Origin of the sequence: Nostoc sp. S13 (assembly GCF_029379315.1) — a bacterium.
GTDB lineage: Bacteria > Cyanobacteriota > Cyanobacteriia > Cyanobacteriales > Nostocaceae > Nostoc.
Window position 1 is genome coordinate 1 of sequence record NZ_JAQYWQ010000097.1, and the last position, 14567, is coordinate 14567.

11 protein-coding genes and 2 pseudogenes are annotated in these 14567 nt (G+C 46.1%); 5 read left to right on the forward strand and 8 right to left on the reverse strand.

Features of this window, described 5'->3' with window-relative positions:
- The 4 genes from PUQ00_RS24375 to PUQ00_RS24390 all read left to right on the forward strand — a co-directional run.
- Window positions 1-208: hypothetical protein (locus PUQ00_RS24375; protein WP_300421663.1), on the forward strand; the 208-nt coding region annotated here is incomplete at its 5' end.
- A gap of 9 nt (window positions 209-217) precedes the next feature.
- Window positions 218-580 (forward strand): photosynthetic/respiratory NAD(P)H-quinone oxidoreductase subunit C, encoded by a 363-nt coding sequence (gene ndhC / locus PUQ00_RS24380; protein ID WP_104908259.1) that lies wholly within the window; start codon window positions 218-220, stop codon window positions 578-580.
- Complete coding sequence (gene ndhK, locus PUQ00_RS24385) at window positions 571-1308, forward strand: photosynthetic/respiratory NAD(P)H-quinone oxidoreductase subunit K (RefSeq protein WP_300421665.1); 738 nt, start codon at window positions 571-573, stop codon at window positions 1306-1308. The genes ndhC and ndhK overlap by 10 nt, the downstream gene beginning before the upstream one ends.
- Window positions 1301-1834: an NAD(P)H-quinone oxidoreductase subunit J gene (locus tag PUQ00_RS24390; RefSeq protein WP_300421666.1), complete on the forward strand. Its 534-nt coding sequence runs from the start codon at window positions 1301-1303 to the stop codon at window positions 1832-1834. The genes ndhK and PUQ00_RS24390 overlap by 8 nt, the downstream gene beginning before the upstream one ends.
- A 170-nt stretch (window positions 1835-2004) precedes the next feature.
- Here the strand turns inward: PUQ00_RS24390 and PUQ00_RS24395 are convergent, their stop codons facing one another.
- The 8 genes and pseudogenes from PUQ00_RS24395 to grpE all read right to left on the reverse strand — a co-directional run bounded on the left by PUQ00_RS24395 (window position 2005) and on the right by grpE (window position 11943).
- Window positions 2005-3594: a glycoside hydrolase family 57 protein gene (locus PUQ00_RS24395; RefSeq protein WP_300421668.1), complete on the reverse strand. Its 1590-nt coding sequence runs from the start codon at window positions 3592-3594 to the stop codon at window positions 2005-2007.
- A 424-nt stretch (window positions 3595-4018) separates the two neighbouring features.
- Window positions 4019-4600, reverse strand: a pseudogene (locus tag PUQ00_RS24400) (Uma2 family endonuclease).
- Between the two features lie 44 nt (window positions 4601-4644).
- A pseudogene (locus PUQ00_RS24405) lies at window positions 4645-5429 on the reverse strand (Uma2 family endonuclease).
- A gap of 93 nt (window positions 5430-5522) precedes the next feature.
- On the reverse strand, window positions 5523-6641 hold the full coding sequence (gene rsgA, locus PUQ00_RS24410; protein ID WP_300421669.1) for a small ribosomal subunit biogenesis GTPase RsgA: 1119 nt from the start codon (window positions 6639-6641) through the stop codon (window positions 5523-5525).
- Window positions 6638-6892 (reverse strand): sulfurtransferase TusA family protein, encoded by a 255-nt coding sequence (locus PUQ00_RS24415; protein WP_300421671.1) that lies wholly within the window; start codon window positions 6890-6892, stop codon window positions 6638-6640. Before PUQ00_RS24415 ends, rsgA begins: the two co-directional genes overlap by 4 nt.
- The gene (gene dnaJ / locus PUQ00_RS24420) at window positions 6892-8022 is read right to left on the reverse strand and encodes a molecular chaperone DnaJ (protein WP_300421672.1); all 1131 of its coding nucleotides are present in this window, start codon (window positions 8020-8022) and stop codon (window positions 6892-6894) included. Before dnaJ ends, PUQ00_RS24415 begins: the two co-directional genes overlap by 1 nt.
- 983 nt (window positions 8023-9005) lie before the next feature.
- The gene (dnaK, locus tag PUQ00_RS24425) at window positions 9006-10964 is read right to left on the reverse strand and encodes a molecular chaperone DnaK (RefSeq protein WP_300421674.1); all 1959 of its coding nucleotides are present in this window, start codon (window positions 10962-10964) and stop codon (window positions 9006-9008) included.
- A 229-nt stretch (window positions 10965-11193) separates the two neighbouring features.
- Window positions 11194-11943, reverse strand: coding sequence for a nucleotide exchange factor GrpE (gene grpE, locus PUQ00_RS24430; protein ID WP_300421675.1), 750 nt, complete (start codon window positions 11941-11943; stop codon window positions 11194-11196).
- Window positions 11944-12496: 553 nt separating this feature from the next.
- On the opposite strand from grpE, the gene PUQ00_RS24435 reads away from it, so the two are divergent.
- Window positions 12497-14503, forward strand: coding sequence for a GspE/PulE family protein (locus PUQ00_RS24435; RefSeq protein ID WP_300421677.1), 2007 nt, complete (start codon window positions 12497-12499; stop codon window positions 14501-14503).
- Window positions 14504-14567 lie beyond the last annotated feature (64 nt).

Here is a 14567-nt window from a genome sequence, read left to right on the forward strand (position 1 = left end):
GGCATTGGGCATTGGGCATTGGGCATTGGGCATTGGGCATTGGGCATTGGGCATTAATTGTTCTCCCTCATCCCCCCACTCCCCACTCCCTCATCCCCCCACTCCCCACTCCCCATTCCCCACTCCCCACTCCCACTCCCCACTCCCCACTCCCCACTCCCCACTCCCCACTCCCCACTCCCCACTTAAAATACTCCATAAGCGGTAGATACTCATTGTGTTTGTCCTCAGCGGTTACGAGTACCTTCTAGGCTTTTTCATCATCTGTAGCCTAGTACCTGCCTTAGCGCTCTCAGCATCCAAGCTCCTACGACCCAGTAGTTACAGCCCAGAACGGCGCACCACCTATGAATCTGGTATGGAACCCATTGGGGGAGCCTGGATTCAGTTCAACATCCGTTACTACATGTTTGCTCTGGTCTTCGTCGTCTTTGATGTGGAGACTGTCTTCTTGTATCCTTGGGCGGTAGCTTTCCACCGTTTGGGGCTATTGGCATTTATTGAAGCGCTAGTCTTTATTGCAATTCTTGTAGTCGCTTTAGTTTACGCATGGCGTAAAGGAGCTTTGGAATGGTCTTGAATTCTAACTTAACAACCCAAGACAAAGAGCGAATCATCAACCCCATTGAGCGTACCAATGTCACTCAAGACCTTTCAGAAAACGTCATTTTGACGACGGTTGATGATCTCTACGACTGGGCGCGGCTTTCTAGTCTGTGGCCTTTGCTGTTTGGTACTGCTTGCTGTTTTATTGAGTTTGCAGCTTTAATTGGCTCCCGATTTGACTTTGACCGTTTTGGACTAATTCCCCGTTCTAGCCCCCGCCAAGCCGATTTAATTATTACAGCAGGGACTATTACGATGAAGATGGCTCCTCAACTGGTGCGTCTTTATGAACAAATGCCAGAGCCAAAGTATGTAATTGCGATGGGAGCTTGTACAATTACTGGTGGGATGTTCAGTGTTGATTCCCCTACGGCAGTGCGCGGAGTCGATAAACTGATTCCTGTGGATGTGTACTTGCCTGGTTGTCCTCCCCGTCCAGAAGCAATTATCGACGCAATTATTAAGCTGCGGAAGAAAATCGCCAATGAATCGATGCAAGAGCGGGATAAAATTAAGCAAACTCACCGCTACTACAGCACGACTCATAATTTGAAGCCAGTAGAGGAAATCTTAACTGGCAAGTATTTGCAGTCAGAAACTCGCTCTGCACCACCGAAGGAATTGACGGAAGCAATCGGTATGCCAATACCACCGGCACTGCTAACAGCAAAGGCGCAAAAGGAGGAACAAAACCGTGGCTGAAGAAGAAGAATCTCAACCAGTTGCAGCAGCGAAAGAAGAGTCATTGGTACAAGCTGGTAAAGTTTCCCAGTGGTTGACGGAAAATGGCTTTGACCATGAGTTTTTGGCCCCAGACAAGAATGGTGTAGAGATAATTAAGGTGGAGCCAGATTTCTTGCTCCCTACCGCTACAGCCCTTTATGCCTATGGGTTTAATTATCTCCAGTTTCAAGGTGGTGTTGACCTTGGGCCAGGAGAGGAATTAGTGAGTGTGTATCACTTGATTAAAGTCGGTGATAATAGCGATCGCCCTGAAGAAGTACGCTTAAAGGTGTTCTTACCACGGGAAAACCCCGTAGTGCCTTCTGTGTACTGGATTTGGAAAACGGCAGATTGGCAAGAGCGCGAGTCTTACGATATGTTGGGCATTATCTACGAAGGACACCCAAATCTTAAGCGGCTTTTGATGCCGGAAGATTGGGTAGGTTGGCCTTTGCGGAAGGATTATATCTCGCCTGATTTCTACGAGTTGCAAGACGCTTATTAAAGATTGCTGAGTTTCAGCAGTGAGAATTTTGATCACCTCACCTCACCCCTCTTCGTTTGCAAAGAGGGGTGTCGTTTTATTTCAGCCAAATAAAGAGGTGTTGAGGAAAAATAGTTGCTCCTCACTACTAACTATAAGGTGGGTAATGCCCACCTTACTTTTTATGAGACTTATAGCGGACGGTAGACACGATAGTTAATTTCGGGAAAGATGTTATCCATTAACTCAACTTTTTCTAGCCAACCACTATCAATTTTGCCGATTTTCACGTCCTCATAGAGCTTATTGAACCGCATCAAGTGCGATCGCGTCCGTCTAACCGCATAGGGTACCATTGTTCCCGTCCGCATAATAAATGCCCAGTCAGAAGATTGTGCTAATAACAATTCCCGTGCTGCTTGGTTCAATGCTTTCCACCCCAACTCATCCTCTGGTTCCAGGTGTGAGATTTCAATCATCCGTTCAGCAGCTTTGTGCAAATGCGGATAAATCCACGCATTCGTTTCGTTCAACCAATACTCGTGGAAACCCTTGTAACCCCAACTTGACTGCGAAGGACGACAGACTTGCTGTGTTGGCTGATCTCGCAAATAGTCTGCTAAATGGGTCATTTGATATGTTTCTTGGTCATACCACGACTTGCGGAATAGATAATCGATGAACCAGGGGCCTTCATACCACCAATGTCCAAATAACTCTGCGTCATAAGGCGAAACGATAATTGGCGGACGCTGCATTATTGCATAGAGATGCTCAGATTGTCGCTCTCGGTTATACATAAAGTTCTCAGCGTGTTCTGCTGCCTTTTCTTTAGCCCAATAGGGATCGTAGAGTGCCTTATCTGAAAGTCCTAAACCGCGTCCAGTAATTTTGTGATACTTAATGCCCGTATTTTTCCGCTGACCATTGGGCATGATGTAGGGCTTGATGTACTCATATTCTGCTTCCCAGCCCAAATCTTTATAAAACTCCCGATATTCCGCCGCCCCAGGATAGCCCACCTCAGAAGACCATACCTGTTGGGACGATTCCTGATCTCGACTAAAGACAGCAACACCAGTTTCTGTATAAATTGGGGCATAAGTGCCAAAGCGCGGACGGGGACGGGCGTAAAGGATGCCATGCCCATCGGTGAGGAAGTAGCGTAACCCAGCATCGGCTAGCATCCGCTCTAGACCTTCATAGTAGGCACATTCCGGCAACCAAATGCCTCTAGGTGCTTGTCCAAAGGTTTGTTCGTAATGTTCGCAGGCTACCTGAATCTGCGCCCAAACTGCTTCTGGATACATTTTCATCAACGGCAAATAGCCGTGGGTAGCGCCGCAAGTGATGATATCCAGGTTATTACTGTCTTGGAATTTCTTAAAAGCTGTCACCAAGTCACCGTCGTAGCGTTCCCATAGCTGACGCGCTTTGCTAAACTCAGTAGCATAATGTTCGGCTAAATAACGAAGATGCCCGTTATTGACATTATGTTCTGCTTCTAGTTGTATAAGTTCTTCTAGTTGGGCTAAGTGTGCTTCATAGCGTTCTTGAAGCAGAGGATCACGAAGCATCGACACTAGAGGTGGTGTCATACTCATCGTGATTTTAAAGTCGATACCGTCTCGCTTTAAGCCTTCAAATACTTTCAATAAGGGGATGTATGTTTCTGTGATGGCTTCATAGAGCCATTCTTCCTCCAGCACGTAGTCACTTTCCGGGTGACGAACGAAGGGCAGATGTGCGTGGAGTACAAGCGCGACGTAGCCGATAGCCATAGTGATTTTGGGGTGATACTTGTAAGTTGAAGGTCGAGAGGTTGGGCAGAAATCAACAATATTTTAAGACTTTATGGGGATCGTAAGGTAAATTTATAGTAGTTTTCAATTTAGTTAAAAGCCTTATGCCAATCTTTGGTTCCGTAGTCATTCCTGTTCTAGTTGTTGGTTGGCTTGTTGCAGTAGAAAAATCGGGTTTCTAAGTTATAGTCCTTTTATCACCTTAGCGCCTTGGCATTTTAATAATTATTTTTGAGCCGCGGTCGCGTAGTTCGCAGGCGGAGTGGCTCCACAGGACACTCAGTTTCAGTCACGGTTTAAAATAATTCGTAATTTATAGCTGTCTACGAGACGCTTCTCTACCAGAGGCTCCGCCAACGAGTAGCTTGCTTGGACGCAGGAGTACGCAAACTCGTTAACATAATTAAGTTTTCGCCAGAATTATCCAAAAAAAACGGTGAACTCGAACGCCGAAACCTTGTAACAGTGGTGATCTAATTTCGTCATCAACCAATAAGGTTGCAATCAGTTTTAATTGGGCAGTTTCTCGGCGATAAACTTCTAGCTGTTGTAATTGCCAATTTGCAATCCAATATTCTTGGACTCCTGTGGATGAGTAAGTTTCAGCTTGACTTGTCTGTCTCGAGGTTCGTTAGTTGTCCCAGGATAAAGCACTTCCACAATGAGTTCTGGAGTTCCTCTCAAATGCCCTTCTTCATCTAGCAATTGTGCTAAACGCTTACTACTAATCCAAACTACATCGGGTATGACATTATCGGCATCTGTAAAAATTATGCCGGGAGTTTGACGGGGCTAGCCCACTAGAGCGAGATCAAAGTTGTAATTATAAGGATATATTACCCGCAGTCCCTTGATGTCTCCAGTGAGGCGCTCTAGTGACAAATACTTCTCCGTCAATAATTTCATAGCGCTTCCATTCGTCAATTGTGAGTAATTCTAAGTCTGAGGTTGTCCAACGAATTTGATCAGATATTGTTTGGTTTATAGGACTATTTTTAATTGCTTAGTTTAGAGATAAAATTCCATTTTTCAGAATATTTGCTCAGGATCAATACCAGCGGCTCGTAAGCGTTCTGCCAATATTGCAGCCCGTTCACGTTCCTGCTCTAGTTGTTGATTTGCTTGCTGTAACTGTTAGTTTGCTTGCTGTAACTGTTGGTTTGATTCTTCCTCTGGCAACATCACCAACTGTCCATCTGGTGTAAAGAAGCGTAATTTGCCCAAATATACTGCCAAATACAGCCCTAACTGCTGGCTCCACAACCAACCCGACTCAGTGGGTACAAGGTTTTTATATTGTCCATCAACTAAGTGAAATCCCTGTAATTCTAAGTTATTTGGGTCAAACCAAAAGTAATCTGGAGTGCAAATGTATTCTGGTAAATTTGCTTTTTCAAACCTTTATCAACCGAGGCAGTGGAATTAGATAACATCTCAATAATCACATTGGGGTATTTGCCGTCTTCTTGCCACACAACCCAGCTTTTACCGTCTTTTTTTTCTGTATCTAAAACCACAAAGAAATCAGGTCCTCGAAATTCTTCTGATTTTTTCTGGTTAGGGAGGCAGCGCTGTGCGGGGGTTCCCCCCGTTGAGGCGACTGCCGTACTGAAATAGATAGTCAGGTTGCCAGTAGCATAAAAATCCTGACGATCGCGCCACCACCACTTAATGAGGCAAATCAGTAAATCGATTTGTTCGCGGTGTAAGTCAGATTCCAAGGGGGGTTCGTCACTATAGATGTCGCCTGGTGGGAAAATTATACTCTCAGTGACATCTTGTAAACTAGGGGTGGTAGCAAGGGGCTGAGACATACAAGATAGTTTTTCTGTTTGTGTCTATGCTATCGTGACAAACCTTTGCATAGAAGTGCCTCACCGAATAGCCCGTCGTAGACATCGCATTCCTTATTCTTCATCCCGATATAACTCCTGTAAATCCTGTAACTGAGTCTTGCGGGAAATCCGGCGATATTTTTTACTTTCTAGCTTGGGTTCATATTGACTCTGCCCTTTGCCTTTGCTTTTGCTTTTTAACTTCAAGGTGGATTCTGGATCAGCTTGTTGGTGCACCTGAGTTTGATGAGCGATCGCAGCGTCCAAAAATTCTAAATAATGTTCATATCGTTCCCAGTCTCCCCGCACCGCACACTCAGGCTCATCTCGATGCAGACAATCACTAAACCGACAGTTAGCAACTGCTAACCGCTCTCTTGCTTCTGGGAAATAATGGATTAATTCTTCTGGGTTACAATCCATGTCAGGCTGATTAAAGCCGGGAGTGTCTGCCAGTAAACCACCGCTAGGTAACTCAAATAATTCTATATGGCGAGTGGTATGACGACCACGAGCTAGTTTGCCAGAAACTTCTCCGACTCGCAGCTCAACAGAGGCAATTAGCGTATTAATCAGGCTAGATTTACCAACACCGGAAGGCCCAGCGATTACTGTAATTTTATTGCTCAAATATCTGGCTGCTTGCTCAGTATTTATACCATCTTTCACACTGATAAATATCGGTTGATAGCCCCAACCAAGTAGGCGATCGCTAACTTGCTGTTGTTCTTGCGGTGAAATTAAATCACTTTTATTCAAGCATAAAAGCACATCCAAGCCAGTAGACTCAGCCTTAATTAGAAACCGACTCAGCTGATAAGGTTCCAAAGGTGGATCAGCAACAGCAAATACCAATAGAATTTGGTTGACATTGGCGATCGCGGGACGATCTAATTCACTTTGGCGGGTTAAAACCTCAGCGATCGCTCCCCGTCCTCCAGCCCAATCTGGCTCCTCTACCACAACGCGATCGCCTACCATCACCTGTTGCCCGATTTTTTTCAGGCGTGTTCGGCGAGTACAGAGAAGAAGAGGGGGATGGGGAAGATGAGGAGGATCTTGCTCCCTCATCTCCCTGATCTCCCTCATCTGCCCATCCTCTTGATCGAGCTGTACTCGGTAAAAATTAGCCTGTACAGCTAGCACCGTACCCAATAACTGTCCAGTGGCAGCAAAATCTTCCCCTGTCATTCAGCAACTGGACGGCGCACTAACAAAGAAAAATAACTAGCGTAGTCTGTAATTTGTTCCACCTGATAACCTGCCATTGTCAGACTATCGGGAACCTGCTCAATCGGCTCACCAGGGTCTAGCCAGACTTCTAGCAAACCTCCCAATGGCATTTTCTCCAAACGTAGTTTTGTCCGCACAAAATTAATTGGGCAAGGGGTGCCGCGTAAATCAAGTTGAGCATCGGGAGTTAAAACAGAAGAGGGCTTCATCACTTAAATAAATTTCCCAAGAATCCTTCTAGACCGCCTTTACCAGTGCGATCTCCCTTAATTTTAGCCAGCTTCTCCAACAGTTCCCTCTCCTCTGGGGTTACTTTGTTAGGAATATCAATTAATACGTTCAGCATATGATCCCCACGACTGACGGGATTACCCAAGCGGGGTACGCCGCGATTTTCCAACTTCATCACCGTATTAGGCTGGGTTCCAGCCGGAATAATCAGTTCCACCGGCCCATCTACCGTATCTACCTCTAATCGACAACCTAAAATCGCTTGCAGGTAGCTAACTTTGATTTCCGAGAGAATATTAATGCCATCCCGTTGGAATTCCTCGTCCTCATTCACGAACAAGTAAACGTACAAATCCCCAGGAGGTCCACTACGTTGACCAGCATCTCCTTCACTAGAAATCCGCAAGCGTGTGCCATTATCCACCCCAGCTGGAATGGTAATTTTGAGTTTTTTCGTGACTTGATTTGCGCCTTTCCCATCACAGGCATCACACTTATCTTCAATTACCATCCCTGTTCCATTACAGGTGGGACAAGTCGAGACTTGGGTGAAACTGCCAAAGGGTGTTCTAGTGACACGGCGGACTTGACCCGATCCGCTACAAGTCGAACAAGTGCGAGGGCGGGTTCCAGGTTTAGCACCAGAACCGCTACAGACTTCACAATTTTCTAGATGGGAAATGCGAATTTCCTTTTCGCCGCCAAATACCGCTTCCCGAAAGTCTAACTTCAGGTCTAGCCGCAGGTCATCACCTCTGGCTGGGCCACTGCGCCGTCTTTGTTGCGTGGGACTACCCATACCGCCGGCAAAGCCACTAAAAATGCTTTCAAAGATATCGGCAAAACCGCCCATATCGCCGACATCTTGGAAGCCAGCGCCAGCAGCACCTGATACACCCTCTGGGCCAAAGCGATCGTAACGAGCGCGGGTTTCAGGTTCCGAGAGTACCTCATAAGCGCGGTTAATCTCTTTAAAGCGATCCTCCGCCCCCGGTTCTTTGTTCACATCTGGGTGATACTTCCGGGCTAAACGGCGATAGGCTTGTTTGATTTCTTCTTTGTCGGTGTCACGAGAGACACCCAGGATTTCATAATAGTCGCGGGCCATATAGCAAAGGTAAAAGTTAGAACGAAGAAAGCAGAAGGTGAGCCTGCGCGGTCTTTTCCCTTGCGCTAGCCTCTCCCTTTGGGAGAAGGGGAGACGCGAAGGGCGATAGGGGTTTTCACGCCACTTGCTTGACTTGGGGAGATCCCAAGACCGCAGTGGCTCCCCATCAGCGACTGGCGTTAGCGACGTTAGGAGCGTCACCTGAAGGGCAGTAGAAGGTCACTCACGGTCACTTGCGACCCTACGGAAAAGCGTTTGCCTTACAGATATGCAAGAGCAACACAGTATCCTTTAGACGGCAGCTTGCCGGAGGTCAGGCAGAAGAGAAAATTAATTTTTGTTAATAACTGATTTTACCCTTTACCTTTTACAAAAATCACCGACAAATCTTGATCAACAGGTGCTTTTTTCGTGGGAGACGACAAAAGCGATAGAAGTGAGGAGCTGGTTGTAAGCCTTTGCTCAAACTTCTCACTGCTGAGTCGGCTGTCTCTTTTACAATTGTGCTACGTAGGAGAGGAAAACCTCGCCCACAACCAGAGGGGCTAGCCGCACCATTAAGTGTGGAAAACCACCCATTGCTTTCGATTACATCTGAACTGGCATACTGCCTAGCCCAAAGTAATTTGCTTCTACAATCTAGCAAACCGCTGGGGTCTTGTGAAACTTCGCTAAATTTATAATCAATAGACTTATCCGGAAATGAGAACTTTATTTGGCTGAAACCTAGCTCTGGAGAGGGTTTTAGAGGTTCCTGTTTTATATAAGCTAAAAAGCCAGCTATGTAAGGGTTTCAGCTATTTTGAGGTTTATTTGTGGATAAGTCTAATATATTCAATATATTTAGATGGGGAGTCGGAGATGAGGGAGATGAGGGAGCAAGGAGCAGGGGGAAAATTCCTCTCCTCTGCACCCTTCCCCCTGCCCCTCTGCCCCTCTGCCCCATGCCTCATGCCCCATGCCCAATCCCCAATGCCCAATCCCTAATCTATCGCCTCGTAATCAGCCTGTGCGGTACTTTCTTCGTCAAAATCAAAGTTGAATTGTGGTATTAGTGTGCCATTCATTGGTGAGTCGATTTCTGCGGTTAAGAGACTAACTGAAGCCTCCTCAATCTCATCAGTTTGGCTGTTAGCTCGATTGTAGACATCAGCACCAATTGCCAGCAGGGTTTGTTGGAAGTCGTCTAAGCACTGCTTAAATTCCACTGTGGAAATACTGGAGTCAATCATGGCAGCTTGGAGTTGTGAAACTTTTTCACTGGCCAAGGTTTTCATCTGCTCGCCGATAAAGTTGCCATTATCCTTGATGGTGGATTCGTAACTGAACAACAGATTATCTGCTTGGTTTTTGAGTTCTACCAGTTCTTTACGTCTTCTATCTTCTTCGGCAAACAGTTCGGCCTCTTGGCGCATCCGTTCGACTTCATTGTTACTCAAGCCACCTGTATTGGTAATCCGAATACTCTGTTCTCTACCTGTACCTTTGTCTTGGGCAGAAACCTTCAGAATGCCGTTGACATCGATTTCAAAGGATACTTCAATTTGCGGCACACCACGGGGCGATGGGGGAATTCCTGCTAGTAAAAACTTGCCGAGACTCTTGTTATCCCGTGACATTGCCCGTTCACCTTGGAGGATGTGAATTTCCACCGAGGTTTGCCCATCAACTGCTGTGGAAAAAACTTGTGACCTACTCGTAGGAATTGTGGTGTTGCGTTCAATGATTTTGGTGAACACTTCACCCAAGGTTTCAATTCCCAAGGACAGAGGGGTGACATCCAATAGTAAGAGATTATCGACTTCGCCACCCAACACACCTGCTTGGATAGCCGCTCCCAATGCTACCGCTTCATCAGGGTTGATAGAGCGATCGGGAGCTTTGCCATTGAAAAACTTAATTAGCGCGTTTTGGACTGCGGGAATGCGGGTAGAACCACCTACCAAAATAATCCGATCTATGGCTGGTGGTTTGAGATCCGCATCTTTGAGCGCTTGGATCATTGGTTCGATGGTTGCTTCAATTAATTTTCCTGCGAGTTCTTCAAATTTAGAGCGGCTGAGTTCCATCTCCAGATGCTTTGGGCCGGTGTCATCAGCTGTGATAAACGGCAAGTTGATGGAGGTATTTACTATGCTGGAGAGTTCAATTTTTGCCTTTTCCGCTGCTTCCCGTAGGCGTTGCAGTGCCATCTTATCTTGGGAAAGGTCGATTTTTTGCTCTTGCTGGAAGTGTTCTATCATCCAAAGCACGATCGCATTATCAAAGTCGTCTCCACCCAAGTGGTTATTACCACAAGTCGCCTTAACTTCAAAAACGCCATCCCCAAGTTGCAGGATCGATACGTCGAAGGTACCGCCTCCCAAGTCGAATACTAAAATTAGCTGCTCTTGGTCTTGCTTTTCCAGTCCGAAAGCTAAAGCCGCAGCTGTTGGCTCATTGATGATTCGTAACACTTCTAGTCCAGCAATAGTGCCAGCATCTTTAGTTGCTTGTCTTTGGGCATCTGTGAAATATGCTGGTACGGTGATCACTGCCTGAGTGACTTCCTCACCCAAGAAGTTTTCTGCATCCTGCTTGAGCTTTTGCAGGATCATCGCCGATAGTTCTTGTGGCGTGTAATTTTTTGAGCGAATTTGGACATCAACAGTATCATCTCGACCTTTGACACAGTTGTAGGGAACGCGATCGCGTTCTGTTTCAGTGTCTTCCCAACGCCGCCCGATGAATCGTTTAATACTGTAAATTGTGTTTTCAGCATTGGTTACGGCTTGGCGCTTTGCCAATTGGCCAACCAAGCGATCGCCACTCTTGCCAAATCCTAAAATACTAGGAGTAGTTCGTCCACCTTCAGAACTGGCAATCACAAGTGGTTGACCGCCTTCCAAAACTGCGACGCAACTGTTAGTAGTGCCTAAGTCGATCCCAATAACTTTTCCCATATTTACCAGTATTTTTACTGAGTCTTTCTACTGTAATGTGTCGCGGACTAACTTTTATGCTAGGAACCAAGGCTAGCGGATAACGTCTGTGAAACCCCTGTTGCTGGTAGCAACGCCAGAAGTTGAAACACAACAGAGTTATCCAAAGCCTTGTCCAAGTTTTAAGTACGCGATGCTCGTCCTTGCTAGAACCCAGGCACTTTTGGTCAGCGAGACGAGCGACTACAGCTTAACTGAAGGCTTGACTCGACTGATCTTCTGGTGCAGCAAGGGTATCTTCCTTGGGAGCAGCTACTTTGACCATTGCATGGCGCAGCACACGATCACCCAAGTAATATCCGCGCACTAACTCTTCTAACACTGTTCCTTCAGGATGTTCATCCGTAGGTTCCCGCATTACTGCTTCGTGCAGGTTAGGATCAAATTCTTCACCTTCAGGACGCATCGGTGATACACCCAAGCGCTTCAGGCTATCTACTAGTTGTTTGTAAACGCCTTGGTAACTTTTGTGCATGGTCATTTCGCCATCAGATAGCGGTTTGAGGTGCGATCGCGCCCGCTCAAAATTATCGACCACTGGCAGCAATTCCAAAATCGTGTTCCGCTTCATTAGCGCCTCTAGCTCTTCTTTTTCTTTACTACTGCGTTTGCGGTAATTCTCAAAATCAGCGGCAATCCGCATATATTGAGTACTACGCTCTTCTAGTTGCGTTTTTAGAGACTCGATTTGTTGATTCAGTTCTGCCAAAGCTGCCCTTTCCACTTCAGTTTTGTCGGTTCCAGCGACGCCATTTTCTAGATTGAGAGTAGTCGTATCCCCCGATACATTTGTTTGGCCTGCCACTTGCTCTGTCACCTCGCTACCAGATTCATTGAAATTAATTTGGGCTGGGGAGTCACTCTTCATTGCTTGCTTTACCTCTGTTGGTTCACCCAATTGCTGGCTTGTATTGTTTATCTGTTTATTTTCATCGATCATTGTCCACTCATTCCAGATACTATTTATGGCAGTCTATCTCCACAGCTTGCAACCGTCGTCATCCACGACTTGCCACTGAGGCTGATTTTGTTGCCAACGAGTTCCTGGAAGTGATGTCACTGTCCTCTTATTGTGACAAATGGTGAACACCTTAGCCCAGACGCCACTAAGGCGGGAACCCGAACGAGTAGTGTACCTCTAGGAGTAAGTAATTTGGAAGAGTGGGGCTGAATGTGATTCGCCCCTCATCTGATTCATGAGTCAGTTTTTTCAGGAATTACTACTTAAAATTTAACTATTTATCAAATATTTTCATTCCTTCAAAAGTGCTAAGTCTTGTTAGCGGATAGCTAGGGTTTAGCCCGTGCTGAGTAAGATGTTTTGAATCTTGACTTTTCATGTCGTCTGGAAAAACGCATTTAGCGATCGCTCTGAGCAGCCCAAGCCGCCGCTCAGAAGTTCGGTGATTTAAGACTTTTTTGGGAAATGAGAATTCTGTCTCACAGTACGGGAATACTTTAAGCAGAGGTTTCCCCAAATCAATTGCTCATTTATGACTTACTCGTCAGCACAACGGCGCAGTACCGCTCTAACTACCAGAACAGAGTTTTCGCCCTTCGGCAACAAGCTAGTGCTATCTGGCTATGTCAATACCGAACAGATGAGGCAGGCACTAATTGAAAGCCGCAAATCTGGCAGACCCCTAACGGAAGTACTAGAGTCAATCACTGGTCAACAACTATCGCCTGAGTTACTCAGGCAATATAAAAAACAGCAGCTATTTGAACTGAAAATACTATATGGTGTTGAATTCCTTGATCCGGAAGTCAACTCTTTTGACACCATGATGATGGGGAACCTGATTGAAACCCTGATCCCAGTGGATATCTGTCGTCGCCATCGTTTAGTACCACTATCGAAACACGAAGACCAAACCCCGCCCTCAGTTTTAGTGGCGATGGTCGCTCCAGATAATCTAGAGGCTTCTGATGACCTGAACCGCATCTTGCGCCCCCAAGGCTTGGCATTGCAGCGGATGGTAATTACACAGGAAGACTACCAACAGCTAATCAACCAATATCTGGATCAAATGGCTGTTAAGCAAAAGCACCTGGAACAAGCAAAGTTTACAGATATTAATCAGGATTTAGAAAACCTCGGAAATCTCGATCTTTTGGATGCTCCTGAAGAAATGGAGGCTGATCTAGGGGCAGCGATGAAGGGTGCAGAGGATGCCCCAGTCATCAATCTAGTCAACAGAATCCTGGCTAAAGCCTTGCATGAAGGTGTTTCTGATATTCATATCGAACCGCAAGAAGAAAACTTACGGATTCGCTTTCGGAAGGATGGCATACTAATCGAAGCTTTCCCTCCCCTACCGAAAAAAATCATCCCGGCGGTGACAGCCCGATTTAAAATCATCTCGAATCTAGACATTGCTGAACGGCGTATACCCCAAGATGGACGCATCCGGCGGCTGTTTGAGGGACGTAAAGTAGATTTCCGCGTCAGCACCTTACCCAGTCGTTACGGGGAAAAGGTGGTGTTACGGATTTTAGATAACTCCTCTACTCAACTGGGATTGAATAAGTTAATTACTGATCCGGAAACTTTACAAATTGTCCAGGATATGGTAAGTCGTCCCTTTGGTCTAATTTTGGTGACTGGGCCAACTGGTTCTGGGAAAACAACCTCGCTATATTCTGCATTATCAGAAAAGAATGATCCCGGTATTAATATCAGTACTGTGGAAGACCCGATTGAGTATAGCCTTCCAGGGATTACTCAAGTACAGGTGATTCGGGAAAAAGGGCTGGATTTTGCTACGGCTCTGCGGGCTTTCTTGCGACAAGATCCAGATGTGCTACTGGTGGGTGAAACGCGGGATAAAGAAACGGCAAAAACAGCAATTGAGGCTGCCTTGACTGGTCACTTGGTATTAACTACCTTACATACCAATGATGCCCCAGGAGCGATCGCTCGTTTGGGAGAAATGGGTATTGAGCCGTTCATGGTTTCTAGTTCCCTAATTGGCGTTTTAGCTCAACGTTTGGTGCGGCGTGTATGTTCTGAATGTCGTATTCCCTACACTCCTACTGTCCAGGAATTGGCTCGCTATGGTCTATCAGCTTCCTCAGATATCGAAGTTACCTTCTATAAGGCTAACACCTTGACATTAGATGCGATCGCAGAAGCCAAAACCAAAAATCAGCTTTGCCCAAAATGTAATGGTGGCGGCTACAAAGGGCGTTGTGGTGTTTATGAAGTCATGCGAGTCACCGAAAACCTGCAAACCCTGATCAACGAAGATGCACCCACAGAACGTATCAAGGAAGTAGCAATAGAAGAGGGCATGAAAACCTTGCTTTCTTACAGTTTGGACTTAGTGCGTGAAGGTTCCACCACCCTAGAAGAAGTAGAACGAGTGACGTTTACTGATACTGGTTTGGAAGCCGAATTAAAAGCCAAACGCAAGACTGGTCTTACCTGCCTGACTTGCGATGCCACATTGAAACCAGAATGGCTGGATTGTCCCTACTGTATGACATCTCGGTTTTAAAATTAGTCATTGGTCACTTGTACTGAGCGTTCGCGTAGCGTCTCGTAGAGAAGCCGAAGTATTG